Below are 22603 nucleotides of genomic sequence, written 5' to 3' on the forward strand. Positions count from 1 at the left end.
CCCGCTTCCTGTTCAGAAGCTGTCGCTGCCGCCGACGCGGACGCCCTGGTAGTAGGCGTAGGCGGCGCTGTAGCAGGCGGGTTGCTTGTACCAGCTCTTGGCGTTGCAGATGGCTTTCATGTTGGTGTGGAAGGCCTCGTCGCTGGTTTTGCGGTTGGCGTCGGTGCGCTGGTAGACCTTGAGGTTGCGGTACGCGAAGTCGTGCACGTTGCACGCCGGGCGGAAGTCCTCGCGGTAGCCCAGGCCCAGGCCGTCGGGGGCGCTGCATCCGTCGCGCGTCCAGTCCAGGCCGGCGTAGGGGAGGCTGGTGCCGTTGTACGCGGCGTACTGGGTGTTGTAGTTGCTCACGGTGCCCCACCCGGTGCGTTTCACGTACGCGAGGCGGTCGCTGGTCAGGTCCAGGCCGCTGATGGTGGGCGCGGCGGGCAGGGTCAGGATGCGGGGCGTCTCGCCGTACGCTTCGCGCAGCGTGGCGAGGAAGCCGGGGTCGTTGCCGTAGCGGGCGAGGATGGCCTGACTGCCGGCGTCCTGCAGTTCGGGGCGGGAGGCGTAATCGCTGGCGATCAGCGCGCCGGTGGGCGTGGCCGTCTGGGAGCAGGCGGCGAGGGTCAGGGAGAGCAGGGCGGCGGCGGGCAGCATGAATGAACGCATGGCGACTCCTGTGGGCAGGTCTCGGGGTGCGGGGGCGGTGTGGGTTGTGGATCGCCTTTCAGTGTACGCCGGCCTGTCAGGGGTGTGCCAGGGCGGTCGCGGGTATCATGGGCCGTGATGACGGTTCCTCCTGTGTCTGCTCCTGCCGCCCTGCCCGATACGACCCGCGTCCGCATTCAGCAGGAGGCCGCGCGGCTGTTCGTGCAGAGCGGGTATCACGGCGTGAGCATGCGCGAGGTCGCGGAGGCCGTGGGCGTGACCAAACCGGCCCTGTACCACCACTACGCCGACAAGGAGGCGCTGTTCCTGGCGATGCTGGAGGGCACGCTGGCGGGGCTGGCGCGGCTGGTGGCGGCCGCGAACGCGCAGGTGGGCATTCGCCTGCAACTGGATACGCTGGTGTACGAGTTGCTGGCCAGTGCACCCGAGCAGCGGGTGGGTCTGCAACTGGCGGGCGAGTTGCGGCACGTGAGTCCCGAGCGGCGCGGCGCGTTCGAGCGCGAGTACCGCCGCGTGTGGATCGGGGGCCTGTCGGAGCTGTTCGAGCTGGCGGCCGCGCGGGGCGAGTTGCGCGCGGACGTGGCTCCGGCGATGCTGGCGCGGGCGTTCCTGGCGCTCACGTACCCGCTGGTGACGGGCGCGCCGTCCAGTGATCCGCAGGGGATGGGTCGGGCGCTGCTGGCGGTGTTCCTGGACGGCGCGACGTCCCGGCCTGCTTCCGACCCGATGAGGTAACCCCCGGTTGCATGAAGATTCTTGAGCGTCCTGCCACGCAGCGGCGCGCGTGTCCAGTCAGCATGAACGTCGGTCGCGTGACACGGGCGCGGTGGCAGGAGGATCGGGCGGTTTCGTGGGCGCACGTGTCGGCGCCCGTTTTCTGTATTCAGGGAGTGACAAGGTGGAATCACTGTTCGGTTGGATCACGCAGCCAGAGGCGTGGCTGGCGTTCGGCACGCTGCTGCTGCTGGAAGTCGTGCTGGGGATCGACAACGTCATCTTCATCTCGATCCTGGCGGGCAAACTGCCGCCGGAGCAGCAGCAGCGCGCCCGGACCATCGGCCTGCTGGGGGCCATGTTCATGCGGCTGGGCCTGCTGTTCTCGATCAGCTGGATCTACAGCCTGAAGAACGAGCTGTTTCAGGTGTTCGGGCAGGGCTTCTCGGGGCGGGACCTGATCCTGATCTTCGGCGGGTTGTTCCTGCTGTACAAGGCCGTCAAGGAGATGCACGAGCAGCTCGAAGGTCCGGTGCACGGTGCGGGCGCGTCGGCGGGCGCGGTGGTCGGGGCGAACTTCGCGGCGATCATCGGGCAGATCATGCTGCTGGACATCGTGTTCAGCCTCGACAGCGTGATCACGGCGGTCGGGATGGCCGACGACATCGGTGTGATGGTGTCGGCGGTGGTGGTGACGGTGGCGATCATGCTGGTGGCCGCGCGGCCTATTGGGGACTTCGTGCAGGCGCACCCGACCGTGAAGATGCTGGCCCTGTCGTTCCTGCTGCTGATCGGCGTGAACCTGATCGCGGACGGATTCGGCTTCAAGATTCCCAAGGGGTACACGTACTTCGCGATGGGCTTCGCGATTGCGGTGGAACTGCTGAACCTGCGCGTGCGGCGCGGCAGTCCGGTGCAGTTGCACGGCTCGGACCGCCAGCCGGACTGATACGGAATCCGGTCCGCCCCCGCCTACCCGGTGGGGGCTTTTTCCGTGGCGCCGTTGGTCGGGGGTGGAGCTGCCCGGCCGGGCCAGTTGGCGAGGGCCGCGCCGCCCAGGATCACGCCGGCGGCCGCCCAGACGCTCAGCGGCAGGCGTTCGTGCAGCAGCGCGGCGCTCAGGATCAGGGCGACCATGGGCGCCAGGGTGTTCCAGACACTCGTGCGGGCCGCGCCGAGCACCTGCGCGCCTCGCGCCCACGCCAGGTACGCCACGACGTTCGCGCCCAGCCCACTGAGGGCCACGCCCGCCCACGCCAGGGGTGGCGCGCCGCTCAGTTGTACGTGCGGCGCGGCGTACAGCAGGTACGGCAGGCTGCCCAGCGCGAGGCTGAACGCCACGAACGGCAGCGCCCCCACCCGCCCGGACAGCGTGCGGTTGAACAGGGTGTACAGCGCCCAGGCGGTCGCGGCGGCCAGCAGCCACCCCAGTCCGGCCAGCGGCACGGGCGAACCGGGTTGCCGGGTCAGCAGCAGCAGCGTCAGCAGGCCCGCGAAGGCCACGCCCACGCCCGCCGCCTGCCGCCGCGTGACCGCCTGCCCCAGCAGCAGGCCCAGCGGCAGCACCAGCACGGGCACCAGGCCGTTCACGACGCCCGCCACGCCCGCCGGGGACAGGCGGATGCCGATCAGGAACAGTGTCTGGAACACGCTGTTGCCCAGCAGCCCCACGGCTGCCACGGTCAGCCACGTCTGCCAGGTCCAGCGGGGCCAGCCGTGGGCGCGCACGGCCAGCGTGACCAGCACCGCCGAGGCCAGCAGGAAGCGCCCGGTGTTGATGCTCTCGGCGTTCAGGTGCGACAGCAGCGCCTTGAGCAGCACCACGTTCCCGCCCCACAGGATCACGGTGACGATCACGCCGGTCAGGGCCAGCCGCGTGGTCCGCGCGTCGGGGCCGGCCGCGCTGGCCGGAAGCAGTGGGGGAGGGGAGGGCACGTCCGCGAAGATACCCCCGCCACCGGGTGGGCTGGCCGCGTGACCGGGACGCACGCCGGGGCGGCCCGTGATCCGCTAGGATGACCCCGCCTGAAGGAGATCACCACTGTGCCCGTTACCCGCCTGGAAATCTGTACCGAACACCTCACCATCGATCAACGCGAGGACCTGCTCGACGCCGTCTGGGCGGCGCTGCGCATCAGCCCCGGTATGGTCACCGCCGACGGGAACGTGGAACTGGTCCTCCGGCAGTGCGGCGAGTCCGTGGCCGCCGAGGACACCCCGCTCGTCCGCGTGAACGAGATCGAGTACCGCAACGTCACGCCCGAACGCCTCGTGACGCTCATGAAACGCTGGTCGCGCTGACCCCGGCCAGCCCCGCGTTCTCGCTGCCCTGAGCGGCCGTCAGCGCGCGTGGCCGTTCAGGGCGTCCAGCGCGGCCTGAAGGGTCGTGTCGCGGCCCTCGCCGGTCAGGGCGCCTAGGTCGGTGGGGGCCAGCACGTCCGGTTGCACCCGCTCGGGCAGGGGCGTGCCGTCGGGCCAGTAGGCGCGCAGCATGGTCACGGCCAGCACCCCGCCGTCCGGGAGGGGCCGGAAGGTCACGCCGCTGTTCCCCACGCCCCGCGTCGCCTCGCCGACGGCCAGCACACCGGCCCGCTGCGCGTAGTACGTGAAGACCTCCGAGCAGGACGCGGTGTTCGGCCCGACCAGCACGGCGGCCGGGCCACGCCACACCGGCGGAGGCGGGGGCTTCTGGGTGTCCGGCGGCCGGGTCGGGCGGCCCCCCACGCCCGCGTACACCGAGCTGCCCCCCAGGGAGCGCGTGCGGTACTCGACCGGCGCGAACACGCTGGCGGCCGCCACGCACTGCACGAGGCTGCCCCCGCCATTGAAGCGCAGGTCCACGACGAGCGCCCGCGCGCCGCCCTGCCGGGCCTCCTGCACCCGCGCCAGGAACTGCTCGGCGGTGTCCTGCGGCAGGAACGACGCGACCGTCACGACCGCCGTCCGCCCGTCCGGTCCGGCCCAGTGCAGGGTCGGTTCGTCCCGCGCGACCAGCAGGTCGCTGGTCAGCGTGAGGGTCTGCGGCAGTTGCCCGGCGCGCCGGACCTCCACGTTGAACGCCTCGCCCGTGCGTTCCAGTCGCGTGAACTCGGTCGGCCCGACCGGGGCGTTCTCACCACTGCGTTTGCCGGCCTCCTGGTCGTTCACGCGCGGCAGCAGATCCATGGCGCGCAGCCCGGCCCGGTCGGCGGGACTGCCCGGCATGACCGACGCGACCAGCAGGCCCCCCTCGACCCGCACGACCCGCGCGCCCGTGCGCAGCACCGGCCGGTTCTCCTGCACCTCCCGCAGTCGCAGCGCGCCTTCCGGGTCACGGACGCTGGTGTGCGCGTCCCCGACCTCGCGCAGCAGTTCGGTCAGGACCGCGCGGCCCGTGTCGAAGGAGCAGGCGTCACCGGCAGGCGCGCAGCGTTCCTCCAGCGTGCGGGCGTACTGCTCGCTCAGGGCGCGCAGGTCCGCGGTGGACCACCCGTAGTAGTCGCGCAGCACCGAGGCGGTCGCGTGCTGGTACAGGTCGGTGGCGGGACTGGCCCACGCCGGGACGACCCCCAGGGCGGCGCTCAGGAGGAAGGGCAGGGCCGCGCGGCGCAGGCCGGAAGCAGACAGGAGGGGCACCCGCCCAGGCTAGAGCACGCCGCCGCTCCCACAACGGAACGGCGCGCACCTTGTGAGGCCCGCGCCGCGTTCAGTGTCCGGGGGTACCCCCGTCGCCGGTTCCGGTTCAGTCCGGCCAGCCGCCGTTACAGGCGGGCGCTGGCCTTCATGTTCGTCAGTTTCAGGGTGTCGAACGACAGGCTGCGGCCCTCCGTGAAGCGCAGCCCGAAGTACCCGCGCCCGGCCTTCGCGGCCGTGTCGAGCGCCGCGCCGCCCAGCGTGAACGCCACACCCTGCCCCCGCGTGAGGTTCAGCGTGCCGATGCTCTGCGCCTTCTCGCCGTCCGCGTCGCAGACGAACATGCGCGGGGCGACCAGGGACGCCGGGTACTCGCGGCAGGTGCCGGGCAGGCTGGTCAGGTCCGGCCGGACGAACATCTCGACCTTCGCCAGCGTCCCGCCGGACGTGGACAGGTACGTGGCGTCGCCGCGCACCGTCACCTGCTGCAGCACGGACGGCACGCGGTTGTCCTTCAGGGCGTCCTGATCCAGGTACACGACCTTGCCGCCCAGCGCGCTGCTGTCCGGCAGTTCCTGAACGCTGTCCTGAATGTCGACGCTGGGGGTGGGAATCAGGCCGCACCCGGCCAGGAGGAAGGCGGCGGTGAGGGTCAGGGCAACGGAACGCATCATCTGACCGAGGGTAGCAGCCGCCGGGGCGGGCAGTTGCCCCGGCCCCCTCACTCCGGCCCCCGTCATTCCGGCCGGGCGGCCCCCTCTGGTACGCTGCTGCGGTGAAGAAGTCCCCGACCGTCACCCTCCAAGCCCAGGCGGTGCGCCGCATCGCGGGCCGCTACCCCTTCGGGCACAGCGGCGACATCGCCCGCGCCGACGAGGGCATCCAGCCGGGCGAGGTCGTGAACGTCCGCGCCGAGGGCAGCACCCGCCTGATCGCACGCGGGTACTTCAACCCGCAGGGCGCCACGCCGCTGAGATTGCTGACCTGGCAGGACGAGGATATCGACCTGAAGTTCTACCGCGCCCGCGTGAAGGCCGCCCTGGCCCGCCGCGAGGGCCGCATCCTGAACACCGACGCCATGCGCGTCCTGCACGCCGAGGCCGACGGGATGCCCGGCGTGATCGCCGACCAGTTCGGGTCCGTGCTGAGCGTGCAACTGCGCAACGCCGGCGTGGAACGCCACCGCGACCTGATCGTGAAGGCCCTGAAGGACGAGACGCGCGCCGCGAGTGCCTTCGAGCGCAGCGACACCGGCGAGCGCCGCCGCGAGGGTCTGGACCTCGTGACCGGCACCCTCTGGGGCGACGTGCCGGAACGCGTGGAATTCTTCGAGGACGACCTGCGGCTGCACTTCGCGCCCATGGACGCCCAGAAGACCGGGTTCTTCCTCGACCAGCGCGACAACCGCCGCCTGATGGCCTCGCTGGTCCGGCCCGGCGCGGGCTTCCTGGACGTGTACTCGTACACCGGCGGCTTCAGCCTGCACGCCGCGAAGGCCGGCGCGAAAGCCACCGCCATCGACAAGGACAACGTCGCCCTGGCCGCGCTGGAACAGGCGGCGCGCAGTAACGGCGTCAGCGTCGGCGTGCGCTGGGGCGACGCCCTGGAAGCCCTCGCCGCGCTGGAAAAAGACAGACGGACCTTCTCGGCCATCGTGCTCGACCCGCCCACCCTCGCCAAGAGGCGCGATGACGTCCCCCGCGCCAAACGCATCTTCACGGACGGGGCCGCCAGCGCCCTGCGGATGCTGGAAAGCGGCGGGCACCTGATGATCAGCACCTGCGCCCACTACATCCGCGTGGACGATCTGCTGGACGCCGCCCGCGTCGCCGCCGCCGAGGCGAACACCGACGCCGAGGTGCTCGACGTGACCTACCAGCCCGCCGACCACCCGCACCTCCTCAGCGTGCCCGAGAGCCTGTACCTGAAGAGCATCCTGCTGCGCAAGGCCTGAAGCGACGCTTGAGAAGGTGGGCGTGCGTACTCTGACGGGCGCGTTCGGCGGGCAGCATCGGGTATGTCTGTCCGCCGATTCCTGCTGCTGGGCGTCCCCCTGTCCGGCGTGGCGCTGGCCCACTACGCCGCGCCGCTGCCCCTGAGTGCCGTCGCGCCCGCAAAGGCGCAGTTCGGCCTGCCGTTCGCGGGACCGCCCGGCCCGGACACCTGGATGCTGGGGCAGGGGTACGGGAACACCACCGGCGCGTACCGGCAACGCCAGAGCACGTACGGGGCCCTGCAGGGCATCCACGCGGGCCTGGACTTCAGCGCGCCGTGCGGCACGCCCGTGCGGGCCATCGGGGACGGCGTGGTGGCCGAGGTGGACGGCCCGCACGGCAGCCCGCCGCACAACGTGGTCGTGGATCACGCGGGCAACCTTTCCAGCCTGTACGGGCATCTGCGGGTGCGCTCCAGCCTGCGGGTGGGGCAGCGGGTCGCGCGCGGGCAGGTGATCGGCGAGAGCGGCGACTCGCAGGGCACGTGTGTCAGTGCGCCGCACCTGCACCTGGAACTGCGCGACCGTTCGCACCAGCGGTTCTTCAACCCCCTGCCGTACATCGCGGCGGACTGGAATTCCCTGGCGCTGGCCGGGAGTTTCGGGCGCGGGTACGAGTACGACCTGACCCAGCCCCGGCGCTGGCAGACGCCGGACTCGCAGCCCCCGGCCCTGCGGGGCGGCCCCTTGCTGAACGAGTACCGGCAGCCCTGGCCACCCGCCGCCGGGGGTGCCCGGTGAGGCGCGCCGCCCTGGCGGTCCTGATGCTGGGAACAGCGCACGCCGCGACCCTCCCGTCCCGCGCGGTCCTGAGTGGCGAGTGCTGCCCCGGCGTGGTCTGGACGCCCGACTCGCGCGCCCTGCTGTTCCTGGACGGCGCCCCGGCGCGCGCCTCGACCGGCATCTATCAGGTCGCCGCGACCGGGGGCGCCGTCACGCGGCGGTTCTCCAGCGTGGCGTACTTCTCCCCGGCCCTGAAGTGGGCGGTGCGGCCCGGCTCGGGCGAGGCCACCACCCTGGAACGCCTCGCGGACGGGCGGCGGTTCACGCTGCCCACCTACGGCGCGAACGTCACCTGGACGGCCGCCGAGACCCGGCTGGCCTACGCCCGCAGCGACACGACCGGCAACTTCGACCGCCGGGTCACGCGGGTATTCGTCGCCGACGCCTTCGCCGCGCCCCGGCAGGTGGCGAGCCTCTCGGGCGGCAGCATTCACGGCTGGCTGAACGACACCACCCTGCTCCTGAGCGGCAAGGCCACCGCCGCCGCGCGCGACCGCGATCTGTTCACCCTCGACACCCGCAGCGGCGCGCGCCGTACCCTCAGGACCGCGCTGGGCTTCCGTTCGGTGACCATCAGCCCCGGCGGGCGGCAGGTGGCGTACACGGTCGCCTTCGACAGCGCCGCCCGTAACGGCCTGTGGGTGCAGGGCACCGCCAGCGGCAGCCCCCGCGAACTGAGCACCTTCGGCTCGTACCGCTGGCGGGACGCCGCGCGCCTGCTGCTGATTCCCCTGAACGGGGCGGGCGGCCCGCACACCCTGCGGCAGTACGACGTCAACACGAACGCCTGGAAGACCCTGGGCGACCTGGGCGATCAGGTGCGCCTGTCGGACTGGTCCGTCAGCCCCGACGGGCGCCTGCTGAACTACCTCAGCGCCCGCGACGGCAACGTGCGCGTCCTGACGCTGCCCTGAGCGCCGGGGGAGTCGCTCAGCGGGGTCCGGCCCCGGCGCGGACCGTGGCGGGAACCGCGCGGGCGTCCTGCAGGGGGGCGCCCGTCAGGGTGGGCGTCCAGGTGACGTTCCCGGTCAGCGGGCGTGCCGGGTTGGCCGCATTGAAGGCAGCCAGCAGGTCCAGTTCCTGGCCGTCGGTCAGGGCGTTGCCGGTCGCGTGGACCTGCGGCGGTTCCAGGTCGGGTCTGCTCCAGTTGTACAGCAGCCGGTCGGGCGTGACACCTGCCGGGAGCGCGAAGGCGTTGTTCTGCACGACCAGCTGCGCGCCGACGCCCGCGCCCACGCTGTACCCGTACGTGGCGGGGTCGGTGATCTCGAACAGGTTGTTGTACACGTGAACCTGCCCGAAGCGGACGCGCGGGACGCGCTGCCCCAGGTTCCGGAAGAGATTGTGGTGCAGCGTGACCCGCAGCCGTCCACGGTCCGAGGTGGGTACGTCCGGCGCGGCGGGGCGGTCGGTCGAGCCGATCAGCATGCCCTTGTCGTGGTCGCGCAGCACACTCCAGGACACTGTGACGAGATCCGATCCCCTGGTGATGTCCAGGGCGCCGTCGTGCACCTGGTAGGGGCGGCCCAGCAGGGTGGGTTGCGCGTGGTCTGGATTGAGGCCGTCGCTGAGGTCCACGCGGTCCACCCAGACGTGCGTGGACGTCACGACGCTGATCAGGTCGTACTCGGAGTTCCAGTTGCCGGTCGCGCCGTCGGTGGGGTCCCAGGCGGGAAAGCAGTCGGCGGCGTCCTCGATGGTCAGGTTGCGGATGATGACGTTGTCGGCCTTCTCGATCCACAGACTCAGGTGGTTCAGGCGGGCGTTGCGGTCCAGGCCGATCAGGCTGGTGTTCGATCCGACGCGCAGTCTGATCTGCGCGGCCTGTCGCTGGGCGCTGGCCCGGCGGGCGTCCTCCAGTGGTCCGGCGGGTTTCTGGGCGCGGCCGTACGTGGCGGGGTCGTAGGCTTTCAGGTAGGCGTCCAGGGTGTAGCTCCCCTCCTGGAAGTCCGTGCAGGTCAGGGGGCGGCCGCCTGGGGCGGTCATGCCGTCGATGAGGCCCCGCACGTAGATCAGGCGTGGGGTGCCGTCGCCGTTGCCGAGGGCGCTGACCAGTTCGGCGTGGGTGCTGACCGTGAAGGTGTGGGCGGCGTCGGCGCGGCTGCCGCCGGTGGTGCCGCTGCCGCTGGCGGCCCAGCCGTCGTTGGCCGGGAGGGCTTCGCGGCCCAGGGGCTGGCCGGTGGGGATGGGGGTGACGGTGCAGGCGCTGAGCAGGGCAGTTAGGGCGGTCAGGTGAAGCAGGGTACGGCGCATGAGGGCTCCTGGGCGCGTGCGGGCGCGCGAGTGCGGGGCCCGGTGATGAGGCCGGGCAGCGATGAGGGCGCGGACGCCCCTGTGGGCAGCCACCCGGTCTGGGTTATCGATTACCCAGACCGTAACACTGGCCTGCCGAACCGTCAACCCGCCCTGCCGGAGACCCGGGGGCGAATGAGGAATCCCCCCATGTTCGCCTGCCGCCCTGACCTGCTAGACTGTCTCGTTTCCGAAGCGGAGGCGGTGCCTTACGCGTTCAACGTAACCCCCGGCGGCCCGGTCTACGTCTGATTCCTGCTGTTCCGGCCGCACTTTTCAGGGAGAATCCACCTTGCAGAACAATCTAATCGTGAAGGGCGCCAAGGCACACAACCTCAAGGACATCACGGTGGAACTGCCGCGCGACCAGTTCGTGGTGATTACCGGCGTGTCCGGCAGCGGCAAGAGCACCCTGGCCTTCGACACCATCTACGCCGAGGGCCAGCGCCGCTACGTCGAGAGCCTCAGTGCGTACGCGCGCCAGTTCCTGGGCCTGATGGAGAAACCGGACGTGGAGAGCATCACGGGCCTGTCCCCGGCCATCTCCATTGACCAGAAGACCACCAGCCACAACCCCCGCAGCACCGTCGGTACCGTGACCGAGATCCACGACTACCTGCGGTTGCTGTACGCCCGCGTGGGCACCCCGTACTGCCCGGTCTGTGGCCGCAAGATCGAGAAGCAGAGCCCCAGCGAGATCACCGACCGCCTGCTGGCAGGCTTTGAAGGCAAGCGCGCCATCCTGCTGGCCCCCGTCGTGCGCGGCCGCAAGGGCGAGTACCGCAAGCTGTTCGCGGACCTGCGCCGCGAGGGCTTCGCGCGCGTCCGGGTGGACGGCACGCTGTACGAACTGGAGGAAGCCGAGAAGCTGAAGCTCGAGAAGTTCGAGAAGCACGACGTGGACGTGGTCATTGACCGCGTGACCCTGCGCGAGGCCGACCGCAGCCGCATCGCCGAGAGCGTGGAACTGGGCCTGCGCCGGGGCGAGAGCCTGCTGCGCGTGCTGATGCCGGACGCCGGCGAGGACGGCGGACCGCACGAGGAACTGTACTCCGAGAAGTTCGCCTGCCCCGAACACGGCAGCGTGCTGGAGGAACTCGAACCCCGCTCGTTCTCGTTCAACTCGCCGTACGGCGCGTGCGGGGACTGCGCGGGCCTGGGCAGCAAGCAGGAGTTCAGCCCGGACCAGATCATCGACGACAAGCTCTCCATCGCCGAGGGCGCCATCCTCCCCTGGAGCAAGAAGGGCACGGGCGGCGGCATCTACTACTGGGACAAGTTGCAGGCGCTGGCCGAGCACCTGGAGTTCAGCGTGAAGACCCCCTGGCGTGACCTGCCTAAGAAGGCGCAAGAGGCCATCCTGAAGGGGCCGGGCGCGCCCTTCGAGGTCGTGTACCGCCGCGCGGGCAAGGAAACCATGCGCTTCATGACCGAGTTCGAGGGCGTGATTCCCAACCTGGAACGCCGCTACGCCGACACGGAATCCGAGTTCATGCGCGAGAAACTCGAGGAGATGATGGAACTCCAGCCGTGCCCCACCTGCGGCGGCACCCGCTACAAACCCGAGATCCTCGCCGTGCGCGTGGGCGGCCTGAACATCAGTCAGGCGAGCGGTATGAGTGTGCTGGACGCCGACACCTTCTTCCGTGACCTCCAGGGCGGCGCGCTGGACCACGACGCCATCGACCCCTTCCTGAAAGGCCACCTGGGCGGCACGGCCCGCGCGCACGCGCCCAGCCGCTACGAGTACGTGCTGAACGACTTCGGCACGGCGGTGGCCGCCCCGATCCTGCGGGCCATCCGCACCCGCCTGAAATTCCTGGTGGACGTCGGCCTGGACTACCTGAGCCTGGACCGCACCGCGAACACCCTGTCCGGCGGCGAGGCGCAGCGTATCCGGCTGGCCACGCAGGTCGGCAGCGGCCTGACCGGCGTGCTGTACGTCCTCGACGAGCCGTCCATTGGGTTGCACCCCAAGGACAACCACCGCCTGATCGGCACACTCAAGCACCTGCGCGACCTGGGCAACACCCTGATCGTCGTCGAGCACGACGAGGACACCATGATGGACGCCGATTACCTCGTGGACATGGGGCCCGGCGCGGGCGTTCACGGCGGGCAGGTCGTCGCGGTCGGCACGCCCGAACAGGTCAAGCAGGACAAGAACAGCCTGACCGGCAAGTACCTGCGCGGCGAACTGAAGATCGAGGTGCCCAAGAGCCGCCGCCGGGGCAACGGCAAGGGGCTGAAGGTCATCGGGGCGCGCGAACACAACCTCCAGAACGTCTCCATCGAGATCCCGCTGGGCACCATGACCGTCGTGACCGGCCCGTCCGGCAGCGGCAAGAGCACCCTGATCCACGACATCCTGCACGCCACCCTGGCCCGCGAACTGAACGGCGCGAAGACCACCCCCGGCAAGTACGACCGCATTGAGGGCATGGAGCACCTGGACAAGGTCATCGAGATCGACCAGAGCCCCATCGGACGCACGCCGCGCAGCAACCCCGCCACGTACACCGGCGTGTTCACCGAGATCCGCGACCTGTTCACCCGCACCCCCGAGTCGCGGCGGCGCGGCTATCAGGCCGGGCGCTTCTCGTTCAACGTGAAGGGTGGCCGCTGCGAGCACTGCAAGGGCGACGGCGTCATGAAGATCGAGATGAACTTCCTGCCGGACATCTACGTGCCGTGCGAGGTCTGCAAGGGCGCGCGCTACAACCGCGAGACGCTGGAAGTGAAGTACAACGGCAAGACCATTGCCGACGTGCTCGACCTGACCGTCGAGGACGCCCAGACGTTCTTCGAGGCGATCCCCGCCATAGAACGCAAGATGACCCTGCTGTGCGACGTGGGCCTGGGCTACATGAAGATCGGGCAGCCCAGCACCACCCTCTCCGGCGGCGAGGCGCAACGCATCAAGCTCGCCAGCGAACTGAGCAAGCGGGCCACCGGCAAGACCATCTACATCCTCGACGAACCCACCACGGGTCTGCACTTCGAGGACGTGCGCAAACTGATGGAGGTGCTGCAACGCCTCGTGGAGGGCGGGAACACCCTGGTCATCATCGAGCACAGCCTGGACGTCATGAAGACCGCCGACCACATCATCGACCTCGGCCCGGAAGGCGGCGTGCGCGGCGGCACCGTGGTCGGTACCGGCACCCCCGAGGAGATGGCCGCGCACCCGACCAGCCACACCGGCGAGTACCTGCGCCGCGTCCCCGGCATCGTGGCCGCCACTCCCCGCACGCCCGCTGCCGCCAGTGCGCCCGCCCCGAAAAAGCCCGGCCGGCCCGCGAAGAAACCCGCAGTGTCCGGGGAGCCGGAACTGGTCGGTGCGGCTCCTGCCCGCAAGAGTCGTGCTAAGAAAGAAAGCGCATGACCCAGCCCGATCCCACCCGACCCGACGCCGCGCAACCCGCCGCTGCCCCAGCCGACCCTGCCCAGGCCCAGGCGGCGCAGACCGCTGCCCCGGCCCGGCCCGAGCGGCGGCCCGAGCGCCGTCCCGTGCCGCCGCCCCCGGCGGGACCGGACGCCCGGCCCGGCATGACGCTGCTGAAGCTCACGCTGGGGGCCGCGTGCCTGCTGGCCCTGGCGTACTTCCAGTGGACGCCCGGCGAGTGGCCCGTGCGCCTGCTGACCTGGGTGCTGCTGACCCTGCTCGCCGACGAGTTCGGCGGGTGGTTCGGGTACGCCGGCCTGCTGCTCGGCGGGGTGGGTTACCTCAGTCCCGTCGAGCCGCCCGCCGAGTGGCTGATCATCCTGCCGCTGGTCGGCGGCACACTGATGGGCACGCTGCTGCTCAAGCATTCGGGCGGCCTGTTCGTCCTGCCGTTCGCGGGAGTACTGTTCGCCGCCGTCCTGATCGGCGTGGGTCGGTTCGGAACGGTGCTGGACCCGCAGATGACGCTGCCCGGCACCCCGGAATTCCAGCGCAACGCCATCATGGCCATGCTGATCGCCCTGAGCGTCAGCGCCGTGCGGCAGCTCACGGAACTGATCCTGCGCCGCCGCCGGATGAGAGCCCCGACAGCCACGATCGGCTGACCCGCCCACCAACCCGCCCAGGCCGCCGCTTTCCGAATCCGGAAGCGGCGGCCTGCTGCGGTCCAGCCCACCCGCCCGACCATCCGCCCAGATCGTCCCCGGCGTGACCGTCTCATGGCGGCGCGTTACACTCCGGGGCAAGATGAACAGCAACTCCAACCGCACCATCCTCGTCATCGGCACCCTGATCGCCGTGGCCCTGATCGCCCTCGCCCTTGTCGCCGTGCGCGGCAAACCCGCCGCCGGAGCGGGCCTGAACGGCGACTTCGACCTGACCGGGCAGCCCTTCGCCGGCAAGGCCGACGCGCCGGTCAGCGTGGTCGTCATCGAGGACTTCAAGTGCCCCGTCTGCAAGACCTTCGAGGAGACGGTCGCGCCCGGCCTGAAGACCAACTACGTGGACACCGGCAAGGCCAAGGTGTACACGCTGGTCTGGCCGTTCCTGTCCGAGGTGGCCCGCCTGCCCGTCAACGACAGCAAGTTCGCCGCGCAGGCCGCCAAGTGCGTGTACGACCAGGGCGGCAACGACGCCTTCGGCAGCTTCAAGAGCATCCTGTTCCGCGCGCAGGGCGACGAGAGCACCGCCTGGGCCACCAAGACCCGCCTCAAGGACCTCGCCGGGAACGTCGAGGGCATCGACCAGGGCCAGTTCGCCACCTGCCTGGACACCGACGCCACCGCCGCCCGCGTGGACGCCGACGAGAAACAGGTCACGGACGCCCGCGTGAACTCCACGCCCACCGTGTTCGTGAACGGCAAACAGGTCCTGAACGGCAGCGGCCAGGGCAGCTACCTGCTGGCCGACGTCAGCGCCGCCATCGACGCCGCCAGCAAGTAAGCCGTGAGCCGCGACAACCGCCTGTACGTCGCGTGGGTGATCGCCCTGATCGCCACGCTGGGCAGCCTGTACTTCAGTAACATCCTGGGATTCAAACCCTGCGTGCTGTGCTGGTACCAGCGCATCGCCATGTACCCGCTGGCCGTCATCCTGGGCATCGGCGCGCTGCGCGGCGACCTGGGTGCCCGCCTGTACGCCCTGCCGCTCGCGGTGGTCGGCGCGGTCATCGCCCTGATCCAGAACCTGGAGGACTGGGGCCTGATCCCGGTCCTGAAAGCCTGCACCGCCGACGCCACCACCGTCGCCTGCGACATCCCCTGGCCACTGTGGGGCAGCGGCGCGCTGGCTGGCCTGAACACCGTCCTGACCATCCCGGTCCTGAGCATGACCGCGTTCATCCTGATCATCGGCCTGCTCGCCTGGGGCCGCCCCCGCAGCCTCTGATACGGATTCCGTTTGTTTCGCCAACAATCCGGAACTTCACCGGATTGCCGGCTCCACGTCCGGAACCCATTTTGCTCCCACTCGCTTCGCTCGGATTGAACGGGCTTTGCAGCCCATTCAATCGGAGTCCGTATGAAGGAGGCGCGCGGGAAGCGGGGCGCGGGGTGCGGTGAGGACTCCTGCGCCCCGCTCCATGGCGGCCGGAACTCAGGGTGGACAGGGGAGAGTCCTCCCTTCCCCACCGCTCCCTGTGAGTGGCGCCCCGCCTCCCCGCCTAGACCGGGCGGCCCGCCATCATGAACGACGCGGTCATGCCCCCGTCGACCGGGACGATCGCGCCGGTCAGGAAGCTCGCCTCGTCACTGCCTAGGAAGTACACGACCTTCGCCACCTCCTGCGGGGTGCCCAGGCGGCGCAGGGCGTGCAGGTCCTCGTAGTCCCGGCGGGTCTGCTCGGGGTTCTCGCTTTCTGCGATGGCTGCCAGCACACCCTCGGTGCTGATCGCGCCGGGCGCGACCGCGTTCACCCGCAGCCCGCGCGGCGCGAGGTCCAGCGCCATGGCCCGCGTCAGGTTCACCAGGCCGCCCTTGCTGGCGTTGTACGCCGCGTTGCCCTGCTCGGCGAACAGACCCTGCACGCTCGCCACGTTCACCACCGCCGCTCCGTGTGGCAGCAGGTCCACCAGCGCCCGCGTCAGCAGCAGCGGGGCCGTCAGGTTCACGCCCAGCGTCCGCGCCCAGCCGCGCTCGCTGACCTCCAGCACGCTGCCGTGCGCGCCCTGGTACGCCGCGTTGTTCACGAGGACCTGCACGCCTCCCAGTTCCCGCGCCGCCCGCACGATCCGCTCCCGGCCCGCTGCGGTACTCACGTCCGCCTTCACGCGCCGCTGCCCCCGCAGGACCGGCGGGAGGTTCACGTCGGCGCTCAGTACCCGCCATCCCCGCTCCGCGTACAGTTCCGCCACGGCCCGCCCGATGCCGCGCGCCGCGCCGGTGACCACCACACCACTCGTGTCCGTCATGCCCTCAGTGTCACGGACACCCGCCCGGCTGGGGCGGAGGCATAAGACACGCTCAAGTGAAGGAGGGGGGTGGGCAGTGGGAAGTGAGAAAAGAGGAGGCCCGCCGACGGCGTTCGCGTCGGTGGGCCTTTCAGTTGGAGGTGGGTGCTGGGGCGGAGGTCGGCCACCGGCCCACTTCCCACATCCCGTTTACTTGCGGCTGGCTTCGATCAGCGCGGGGACGATCTCGTTGATGTCGCCCACGATGCCGTAGTCAGCGACCTTGAAGATCGGTGCCTCGGCGTCCTTGTTGATGGCGATGATGTTCTTGCTCTTGCCCATGCCGCTCAGGTGCTGCACGGCGCCGCTGACGCCCAGGGCGATGTACGCCTTGGGTTGCACGGTCTTGCCGGTCTGGCCGACCTGCTCGGCGTAGGGGCGCCAGCCGGCGTCCACGACGGCGCGCGTGGCACCGACGCCCGCACCGATGGAGTCGGCGAGGCCCTCGACGTAGCGGGTGAAGTTCTCGGGGCTGCCCACGCCGCGTCCGCCGGTCACGATGACGTCGGCTTCGGTCAGGGCAACGCGGCTGCTCTTCTCGACGCTGCGGCCCGTCACCTGCACGCGCGGGGCGGGCAGGTCGAGTTCCACGTCGTACTGCTCACCAGCGGCGGCGGCGGGCGCGGCGGGCGCGAACGAGCCGGGCTTGACGGTCACGACGACCGTGCCGTCGGCCTCCACCGTCTCGGTCACGCGGGCCAGGTAGGTGTAACGCTGCGCCTGGAGGGCCGCGCCGTTGCTGCTCAGTCTGGTGGCGTCCTCGAGGTACGGTGCGTCGAGTTTCACGGCGACCCTCGGGGCGTACTCGCGCCCGGAGCGGCTGCCGCCGATGATGATGGTGTGCGCCTCGCCTTCCTGCGCGATCTGCGTGGCAGCGGCCGCCCAGACCTCGGCGTTGTACGTGGCGAGCGCGGGCAGGTCGGCCACGAGCACCTGATCGGCCACAGCGGCGGCCTCGGCGGCCACGGCCGCGACGTCCTGGCCCAGCACGAGCAGCGTGACGGGACCTTCACGCCCGGACTCGCGGGCGGCAGTGACCATTTCCAGGGTGGCTTTCGCCAGTTTCCCGGCAGTGTGTTCAGCGACGATCAGAATCATGCGATCACCTTGGCTTCGTTCCGAAGCAGTTCCAGCAGTTGTTGCGCGGCGGCCTGGGGGTCCTTGCCGTCGATCATGGTGTTGCGGCGGGCGCGGGTCTGAATCTCGGCGTTCACGGTGCGGACCTTGCCCTGCAGCTGGTACGCGGCGGGGTCGTCCTTGCGCAGTTCCTTCTTCTTGGCTTTCATGATGTTCGGCAGGGTAGGGTAGCGGGGTTCGTTCAGGCCCTGCTGGGTGGTCACGACGGCCGGGAGCGTCGCGCTGAAGCTCTCGTTGCCGTCGTCCACGTCGTGGCGGCCGGTCAGCGTCTCACCGTCGAGTTTCAGTTCGTTCGTCCAGGTGAGCTGGGGCCAGCCCAGGCGTTCGGCGCTGGCAGCCCCGAGGGCCTGTGAGTCCCAGTCGGCTTCCTGCCCGCCGACCAGGATCAGCGTGACGTTCTCGGCCTGCGCGACCTGGGCCACGACGCGGCTGAGGGTCACGGCGTCGAATTTCTCGTCGGTTTCGATGTGAATGGCGCGGTCGACGCCCATGGCGAGCGAGGTGCGCAGGGCGTCCTCGACCTTCTTCGGGCCGACAGCCAGCGCGATGATCTGCTCGACGGGCGCGCCGCTCTCGCGCAGGCGCAGGGCCTCTTCGACGCCGTACTCGTCCATGCCGTCGATGACCAGGGTGGCGCCTTCGAGGTCGACGGTCTGGCCGCTGATCTTGACGCGCGCCTCGGCGTCGGGAACTTGTCTTACGAGGGTCAGGATGTTCATGGGTCCTCCAGTGAATCGGGGTTGCGGTGGGGGTGTCCGGGGACGTGTCGGTTCAGGTCGGGCACCTGAGGGCAGACGCGCCCAGCATGACAAATTGTACTTGGTTCAAGTTTAGCAGAGGACCCGGAAACAGGGAAGACCCACCGGACGCCGGACCGCTGCCGCCCTCCCACCCTAAGGACGTTGGAGCGGGAATGGAGAGCTTCCGGCGCTTTCCGGGAAGCTCGCAATGTTAGCTGCAACGTCCTTTTTCTGCTCCGCGCTCCGCGCGGTTTACCTGCAAGATAAACGCAGTGTACCTGGCGCCGCTCCCACCTGCACGCCGGACCCTCACGCTCAGGCATCCGGGACACTCCCCCTCATGAGAGGCCGACCGTGGGCCAGTGGCCCACCTTCACGTCGCTCCAGCCGCATACGGACACCTCCTGCTGCTCCCAGCTGCCCTTTACCGCCCGTTCAGCCCCCCACAGCCGACTCTTCACGTTCGGGGCCTCCTTAAATTTCCCGTCAACTGGCTCAAGGAACCCTCTCATGGTCACGGCCGAACCTGTCCTCATGAAGAAGCTCATCCCCCTGACCCTCCTCGCTCTCACCGCCACCGCCGGCGCGCAGTCCCTCAGCGGCGTGCAGCTCGGCCTGACCGGCGGCTACGCCAGCGGCCTCAGCGGCGAGATCTTCGTCCTGACCCCCAACGTCGTCGGTCCGGTCGGCGTGAAGGTCGGCGTGGCGACCACCCGCTCCGCCGACGCGATTCGGGATAGTTCCGCTTACGGTCTGGGTGTGGCCCCTACCCCTACTTTTGGCGATGCCAAGCAGCAGGGCCTGGCGACTGAGTCGGGGAGCCAGACAGTTGTGTCACTTGACGGTACCTACGCGTTAGGGGAAGTGGCCCCCGGCGTGGATAGCTCCCTCTATGCCGGTGGCCGCTACGGTATGTTCAGTGCCACTGCTGACTATGGCTCTGCTGGCCGCCAGACGTACCGCAGCAATGCTTTCGGAGTCGGGGCGGGCGCACTGGTCAGCTACGCGCTCACTGGCAACCTGAGCTTGGTGGGCGATGTGGGTGTGGACCACTTCTTCGATGCCACCGTTACGAGTGATGACGGTCGTGGCAACATCGACACCATCGCTACGAACGATGGTTCCTACAGAGAATCGACCTCCCCCTTCGTGCGTCCCGGCACCAACTTCAAGGCCCGCGTGGGTATCAAAGCCACCTTCTGATCTGCACCCCTGCCTGACCCGGCCGGCCCTCCCTGTGGGGGCCGGTTCGTGTTGTGTGTGGGCTAGCGTTCCAGGTGCTGCCGGAGCATCTCGAAGGCCGCCACGGTACGCGGGAACCCCAGGTACGGCACGCACATCAGGAGGGCGCCGCGTACCTCGTCCTCGGTGGCTCCGGCGTTCATGGCGCCGCGAATGTGGGTGCGCAGTTCGGGCGGGCTGCCCAGCGACACCAGTAGCGCGCAGGCGATCAGCTCCTTGCTTTTCAGGTCCAGGCCGGGGCGGTCATACACGGTGTCGTACGCGAAGTCGCGGATGTACGCGCCCAGGTCGGGGTCCAGCTGCTCGAGGCGCTGCTGGATGCGGCCCTGCTGCGTGCCGAAGATCACGTCCCGCGCGCGCGGGGAATCGGGGTCGGTCATGCGGGCAGGGTAGCGCGGCCCGCCGGTCGGGGCGGCGGCGCAGTCCTGGCAAGATTCCCGTCAGGACTGCGCCGCTACAGTAGCAGCAGGTGAAGGCCATGATCGGGCGCGGCGTGCGCAGATCGTAAGGTTTCACCTGCCTGGGTGGGTGGGGCGGCGATACTCTACACTCAGGCTGTCCCGTAGGCGTTCAGACATCGGTCCCCGTTCTGCCGCAGGCAGTCAGGTTCTCCTTAGCATTACTCCGTTCGCTCCAGCGACCTGTGATCTTCCGTTCGACCCGGTAACTTGACTGTCGCGCTTTTCCGCCCCTGGGGGTCACCCATGAACAGATACGATGACCGCGCCCGCCTCGTGTTCCACTATGCCCGCGAGGAAGGCAACCGTCTGGGCCACGCGATGGTCGGCCCCGAACACCTGCTGCTGGGCCTGATGCGCGAGGGCGGCACCGCCGCCAGCATTCTCGGAGAGTTCGGCGCGTCCCTGGACGGCCTGCGCCGCCGCGTCGAGGAGATCATCGGCCGCGGCGAGGGCAACCGCCTGAACGACGCGCCCAGCATCACCCCGCGCGCCCGGCGCGTCATGGAACTCGCGTCCAGCGAGGCCCGCAACCTGGGTGCGCAGGTCACGAGCACCGAACACATCCTGCTGGGCATCATCCGCGAGGGTGACGGCGTGGCCTTCCGCATCCTGCAGGAACTCACCAAGGACGTGGACACCATCCGCTGGCGCATCCTGGCGCAGGGTGAGGGCACGGCCAGCAAACCCGCCAAGCCGGTCGCCACGCCCTTCCTGGACGAGTACGGCCGCGACCTGACCAAATGGGCGCGCGAGGGCAAACTGGACCCCGTGATCGGGCGCAGCGAGGAGATCCGCCGCGTCACGCAGATCCTGACGCGCCGCACCAAGAACAACCCGGTCCTGATCGGCGACCCAGGCGTGGGTAAGACCGCCATCGTGGAAGGCCTGGCGCTCGCCATTCACGAGAAGCGCACCCCACCTAACCTGCACAACGTCCGCCTCGTCAGCCTGGACCTGAGCGGCGTCGTGGCCGGCACCAAGTACCGCGGTGAGTTCGAGGAACGCCTGCGCCAGATCATCGAGGAGCTGCGTAACGCGAAGGTCATGGCCTTCATCGACGAGCTGCACACCCTGGTCGGGGCGGGCGGCGCGGAAGGCACGCTGGACGCCGCGAACATCCTCAAGCCCGCCCTGTCGCGCGGCGAGATCCAGGTGATCGGCGCGACCACCACCGGCGAGTACCACCGTTACATCGAGAAGGACGCCGCGCTGGAACGCCGCTTCCAGCCGGTGATCGTGCTGGAACCCAGCCCCGCCGAGACGCTACAGATCCTGCGCGGCCTGAAACCCAAGTACGAGGAACACCACGGCGTTCAGATCCCGGAAGCGGCGCTGGAACTCGCCGTGCGCATCGGGGAACGGAGCCTGCCGGGCCGGAACTTCCCGGACAAGGCCATCGATCTGATCGACGAGGCCGCCAGCCGCGTGCGCCTGAACATGAGCGTGGGCCTGCCGGTTGCGGAGACCGAGGACGGCGAACCGTACGTGACCCGCGAGGACATCGAGAGCGTCATCAACTCCATGGGCGGCATCTACTCCGAGGAGACGGCCGCGCAACTCGGTGATCTGGAAGGCAACCTGCAGGATCAGGTGTACGGCCAGCCCGACGCGATCCGCGCGCTCAGCTCCGCGCTGCGCCGCGCCCGCGTGGGCCTGGGCGGCCGCACCCGCGTCGCCGCGAGTTTCCTGTTCGTGGGGCCCAGCGGGGTCGGCAAGACCCACCTCGCCAAGGCCCTGGCCCGCAGCCTGTTCGGCAGCGAACGCAGCCTGATCCGCATGGACATGAGCGAATTCCAGGAGAGCCACTCGGTCAGCAAACTGATCGGCTCGCCCCCCGGCTACGTGGGCTACGAGCAGGGCGGCCGCCTCACGGAAGCCGTGCGCCGCCAGCCGTTCAGCGTGATCCTGCTCGACGAGATCGAGAAGGCCCACCCGGACGTGTACAACACCTTCCTTCAGGTTCTCGACGACGGCCGCCTGACCGACGGACTGGGCCGCACCGTGGATTTCCGGCGCACGATCATCATCATGACCAGCAACACCGGCTTCAACGTGACGCCCACCGTGGGCTTCAGTCCGGTCACGCCGGACAGCAACGCCCCGCTGCGTAACATCTTCACCCCGGAATTCCTGGACCGCCTCGACGAGGTCATCCGCTTCAAGAGCCTCGGCGAGGAGGAACTCGTGCGGGTCGCGCAGCAGCTCATGGGCGAGATGACCGAGGAACTCGCCAGCCGCGAACTGAACGTCACCTTCGACCCGGCCATCGCCGCGTGGCTGGTCACGAAACTCAAGGCCCGCAGTCCCAAGCACGCGGTCGGCAGCAGCCGGCAGCTGCGCACCCTGGTCCGCGAGGAGATCGAGGACCCCCTGGCCCTGGAACTCACCAGCAACCACGGCGAGGAACTGCGCGTCGTGCTGGGCGAGGGCGGCATCCAGTTCGAGAAGGGTGAGGAAGCCGCCTCCCGCCAGATCCTGGCGTAAGCCCCCGGACCACTGGCCCCGCCGCGCTCCAGGCGCCGGCGGGGGCTTTTTCTGCAGCAACCCGCAGCGGCCCGCCCGCGTAGGGAAGAGAGATGAAGCTCG

General features: G+C 69.8%; 21 protein-coding genes. 12 read left to right on the top strand and 9 right to left on the bottom strand.

Annotation, left to right across the window (positions count from 1 at the left end; translation table 11 throughout):
- Window positions 1-12: 12 nt before the first annotated feature.
- On the bottom strand, window positions 13-651 hold the full coding sequence (locus BXU09_RS11300; protein ID WP_078302656.1) for a phospholipase A2: 639 nt from the start codon (window positions 649-651) through the stop codon (window positions 13-15).
- A 117-nt stretch (window positions 652-768) separates the two neighbouring features.
- Here BXU09_RS11300 and BXU09_RS11305 point away from each other — a divergent pair, with 117 nt between their 5' ends.
- Together BXU09_RS11305 and BXU09_RS11310 are read left to right on the top strand one after the other, a co-directional pair.
- Window positions 769-1386, top strand: coding sequence for a TetR/AcrR family transcriptional regulator (locus BXU09_RS11305; protein WP_078302659.1), 618 nt, complete (start codon window positions 769-771; stop codon window positions 1384-1386).
- Between the two features lie 163 nt (window positions 1387-1549).
- Window positions 1550-2314, top strand: coding sequence for a TerC family protein (locus BXU09_RS11310; protein WP_078302663.1), 765 nt, complete (start codon window positions 1550-1552; stop codon window positions 2312-2314).
- Between the two features lie 23 nt (window positions 2315-2337).
- Here the strand turns inward: BXU09_RS11310 and BXU09_RS11315 are convergent, their stop codons facing one another.
- The gene (locus tag BXU09_RS11315) at window positions 2338-3300 is read right to left on the bottom strand and encodes a DMT family transporter (protein ID WP_240501191.1); all 963 of its coding nucleotides are present in this window, start codon (window positions 3298-3300) and stop codon (window positions 2338-2340) included.
- A gap of 108 nt (window positions 3301-3408) precedes the next feature.
- Here BXU09_RS11315 and BXU09_RS11320 point away from each other — a divergent pair, with 108 nt between their 5' ends.
- The gene (locus tag BXU09_RS11320) at window positions 3409-3666 is read left to right on the top strand and encodes an NAD(P)H-dependent oxidoreductase subunit E (RefSeq protein ID WP_078302667.1); all 258 of its coding nucleotides are present in this window, start codon (window positions 3409-3411) and stop codon (window positions 3664-3666) included.
- A 39-nt stretch (window positions 3667-3705) separates the two neighbouring features.
- Here BXU09_RS11320 and BXU09_RS11325 read toward each other — a convergent pair whose 3' ends face one another.
- Together BXU09_RS11325 and BXU09_RS11330 are read right to left on the bottom strand one after the other, a co-directional pair.
- The gene (locus BXU09_RS11325) at window positions 3706-4980 is read right to left on the bottom strand and encodes a S41 family peptidase (RefSeq protein WP_240501193.1); all 1275 of its coding nucleotides are present in this window, start codon (window positions 4978-4980) and stop codon (window positions 3706-3708) included.
- Window positions 4981-5105: 125 nt separating this feature from the next.
- Window positions 5106-5651: a hypothetical protein gene (locus BXU09_RS11330; protein WP_078302670.1), complete on the bottom strand. Its 546-nt coding sequence runs from the start codon at window positions 5649-5651 to the stop codon at window positions 5106-5108.
- A gap of 101 nt (window positions 5652-5752) precedes the next feature.
- Here BXU09_RS11330 and BXU09_RS11335 point away from each other — a divergent pair, with 101 nt between their 5' ends.
- The 3 genes from BXU09_RS11335 (at window position 5753) to BXU09_RS11345 (ending at window position 8667) form a co-directional block, all read left to right on the top strand.
- Entirely contained in the window at window positions 5753-6931 is a 1179-nt protein-coding gene (locus BXU09_RS11335; RefSeq protein WP_078302672.1) for a class I SAM-dependent rRNA methyltransferase, read from the top strand.
- Window positions 6932-6994: 63 nt separating this feature from the next.
- A complete protein-coding gene (locus tag BXU09_RS11340; protein WP_078302675.1) occupies window positions 6995-7711 on the top strand; it encodes a M23 family metallopeptidase in 717 nt (238 codons plus the stop codon).
- The gene (locus BXU09_RS11345; protein WP_346417566.1) at window positions 7708-8667 is read left to right on the top strand and encodes a hypothetical protein; all 960 of its coding nucleotides are present in this window, start codon (window positions 7708-7710) and stop codon (window positions 8665-8667) included. Before BXU09_RS11340 ends, BXU09_RS11345 begins: the two co-directional genes overlap by 4 nt.
- A 16-nt stretch (window positions 8668-8683) precedes the next feature.
- Here the strand turns inward: BXU09_RS11345 and BXU09_RS11350 are convergent, their stop codons facing one another.
- Window positions 8684-10006 (bottom strand): hypothetical protein, encoded by a 1323-nt coding sequence (locus BXU09_RS11350; protein ID WP_078302678.1) that lies wholly within the window; start codon window positions 10004-10006, stop codon window positions 8684-8686.
- Window positions 10007-10337: 331 nt separating this feature from the next.
- Here BXU09_RS11350 and uvrA point away from each other — a divergent pair, with 331 nt between their 5' ends.
- From uvrA to BXU09_RS11370, 4 genes are all read left to right on the top strand, one after another.
- Window positions 10338-13430 carry an excinuclease ABC subunit UvrA gene (gene uvrA / locus BXU09_RS11355; protein ID WP_078302681.1) on the top strand — a complete coding sequence of 1031 codons (3093 nt, stop codon included), beginning with the start codon at window positions 10338-10340 and terminating at the stop codon, window positions 13428-13430.
- Window positions 13427-14095: a hypothetical protein gene (locus tag BXU09_RS11360; protein WP_144012084.1), complete on the top strand. Its 669-nt coding sequence runs from the start codon at window positions 13427-13429 to the stop codon at window positions 14093-14095. Before uvrA ends, BXU09_RS11360 begins: the two co-directional genes overlap by 4 nt.
- A 142-nt stretch (window positions 14096-14237) precedes the next feature.
- Window positions 14238-14933, top strand: a complete 696-nt coding sequence (locus tag BXU09_RS11365) for a DsbA family protein (protein WP_055363488.1) — start codon at window positions 14238-14240, stop codon at window positions 14931-14933.
- A gap of 3 nt (window positions 14934-14936) precedes the next feature.
- Complete coding sequence (locus tag BXU09_RS11370) at window positions 14937-15377, top strand: disulfide bond formation protein B (protein ID WP_078302688.1); 441 nt, start codon at window positions 14937-14939, stop codon at window positions 15375-15377.
- A gap of 274 nt (window positions 15378-15651) precedes the next feature.
- Here the strand turns inward: BXU09_RS11370 and BXU09_RS11375 are convergent, their stop codons facing one another.
- The 3 genes from BXU09_RS11375 to BXU09_RS11385 all read right to left on the bottom strand — a co-directional run bounded on the left by BXU09_RS11375 (window position 15652) and on the right by BXU09_RS11385 (window position 18293).
- Entirely contained in the window at window positions 15652-16398 is a 747-nt protein-coding gene (locus BXU09_RS11375) for an SDR family oxidoreductase (RefSeq protein ID WP_078302692.1), read from the bottom strand.
- Window positions 16399-16587: 189 nt separating this feature from the next.
- Window positions 16588-17535 carry an electron transfer flavoprotein subunit alpha/FixB family protein gene (locus tag BXU09_RS11380; RefSeq protein WP_078302694.1) on the bottom strand — a complete coding sequence of 316 codons (948 nt, stop codon included), beginning with the start codon at window positions 17533-17535 and terminating at the stop codon, window positions 16588-16590.
- Window positions 17532-18293, bottom strand: coding sequence for an electron transfer flavoprotein subunit beta/FixA family protein (locus BXU09_RS11385; RefSeq protein ID WP_078302697.1), 762 nt, complete (start codon window positions 18291-18293; stop codon window positions 17532-17534). Before BXU09_RS11385 ends, BXU09_RS11380 begins: the two co-directional genes overlap by 4 nt.
- A 555-nt stretch (window positions 18294-18848) precedes the next feature.
- Between BXU09_RS11385 and BXU09_RS11390 the strand changes: the two genes are divergently transcribed.
- Complete coding sequence (locus BXU09_RS11390) at window positions 18849-19517, top strand: hypothetical protein (protein WP_078304981.1); 669 nt, start codon at window positions 18849-18851, stop codon at window positions 19515-19517.
- A 62-nt stretch (window positions 19518-19579) separates the two neighbouring features.
- Here the strand turns inward: BXU09_RS11390 and BXU09_RS11395 are convergent, their stop codons facing one another.
- The gene (locus tag BXU09_RS11395; protein ID WP_055362711.1) at window positions 19580-19936 is read right to left on the bottom strand and encodes a carboxymuconolactone decarboxylase family protein; all 357 of its coding nucleotides are present in this window, start codon (window positions 19934-19936) and stop codon (window positions 19580-19582) included.
- Between the two features lie 324 nt (window positions 19937-20260).
- Between BXU09_RS11395 and BXU09_RS11400 the strand changes: the two genes are divergently transcribed.
- Window positions 20261-22501 (top strand): ATP-dependent Clp protease ATP-binding subunit, encoded by a 2241-nt coding sequence (locus BXU09_RS11400; protein ID WP_078302699.1) that lies wholly within the window; start codon window positions 20261-20263, stop codon window positions 22499-22501.
- Window positions 22502-22603: the final 102 nt, after the last annotated feature.

The organism is Deinococcus sp. LM3 (assembly GCF_002017875.1).
In the GTDB taxonomy this organism is placed as follows: domain Bacteria; phylum Deinococcota; class Deinococci; order Deinococcales; family Deinococcaceae; genus Deinococcus.

What these genes read in the sequence shown, in the direction of transcription:
- BXU09_RS11300 (WP_078302656.1), bottom strand. Translation starts at nt 651, where the DNA reads ATGCGTTCATTCATGCTGCCCGCCGCCGCCCTGCTCTCCCTGACCCTC.
- BXU09_RS11305 (WP_078302659.1), top strand. Translation starts at nt 769, where the DNA reads ATGACGGTTCCTCCTGTGTCTGCTCCTGCCGCCCTGCCCGATACGACC.
- BXU09_RS11330 (WP_078302670.1), bottom strand. Translation starts at nt 5,651, where the DNA reads ATGATGCGTTCCGTTGCCCTGACCCTCACCGCCGCCTTCCTCCTGGCC.
- BXU09_RS11340 (WP_078302675.1), top strand. Translation starts at nt 6,995, where the DNA reads ATGTCTGTCCGCCGATTCCTGCTGCTGGGCGTCCCCCTGTCCGGCGTG.
- BXU09_RS11350 (WP_078302678.1), bottom strand. Translation starts at nt 10,006, where the DNA reads ATGCGCCGTACCCTGCTTCACCTGACCGCCCTAACTGCCCTGCTCAGC.
- BXU09_RS11360 (WP_144012084.1), top strand. Translation starts at nt 13,427, where the DNA reads ATGACCCAGCCCGATCCCACCCGACCCGACGCCGCGCAACCCGCCGCT.
- BXU09_RS11365 (WP_055363488.1), top strand. Translation starts at nt 14,238, where the DNA reads ATGAACAGCAACTCCAACCGCACCATCCTCGTCATCGGCACCCTGATC.
- BXU09_RS11375 (WP_078302692.1), bottom strand. Translation starts at nt 16,398, where the DNA reads ATGACGGACACGAGTGGTGTGGTGGTCACCGGCGCGGCGCGCGGCATC.
- BXU09_RS11380 (WP_078302694.1), bottom strand. Translation starts at nt 17,535, where the DNA reads ATGATTCTGATCGTCGCTGAACACACTGCCGGGAAACTGGCGAAAGCC.
- BXU09_RS11385 (WP_078302697.1), bottom strand. Translation starts at nt 18,293, where the DNA reads ATGAACATCCTGACCCTCGTAAGACAAGTTCCCGACGCCGAGGCGCGC.
- BXU09_RS11390 (WP_078304981.1), top strand. Translation starts at nt 18,849, where the DNA reads ATGAAGAAGCTCATCCCCCTGACCCTCCTCGCTCTCACCGCCACCGCC.
- BXU09_RS11395 (WP_055362711.1), bottom strand. Translation starts at nt 19,936, where the DNA reads ATGACCGACCCCGATTCCCCGCGCGCGCGGGACGTGATCTTCGGCACG.
- BXU09_RS11400 (WP_078302699.1), top strand. Translation starts at nt 20,261, where the DNA reads ATGAACAGATACGATGACCGCGCCCGCCTCGTGTTCCACTATGCCCGC.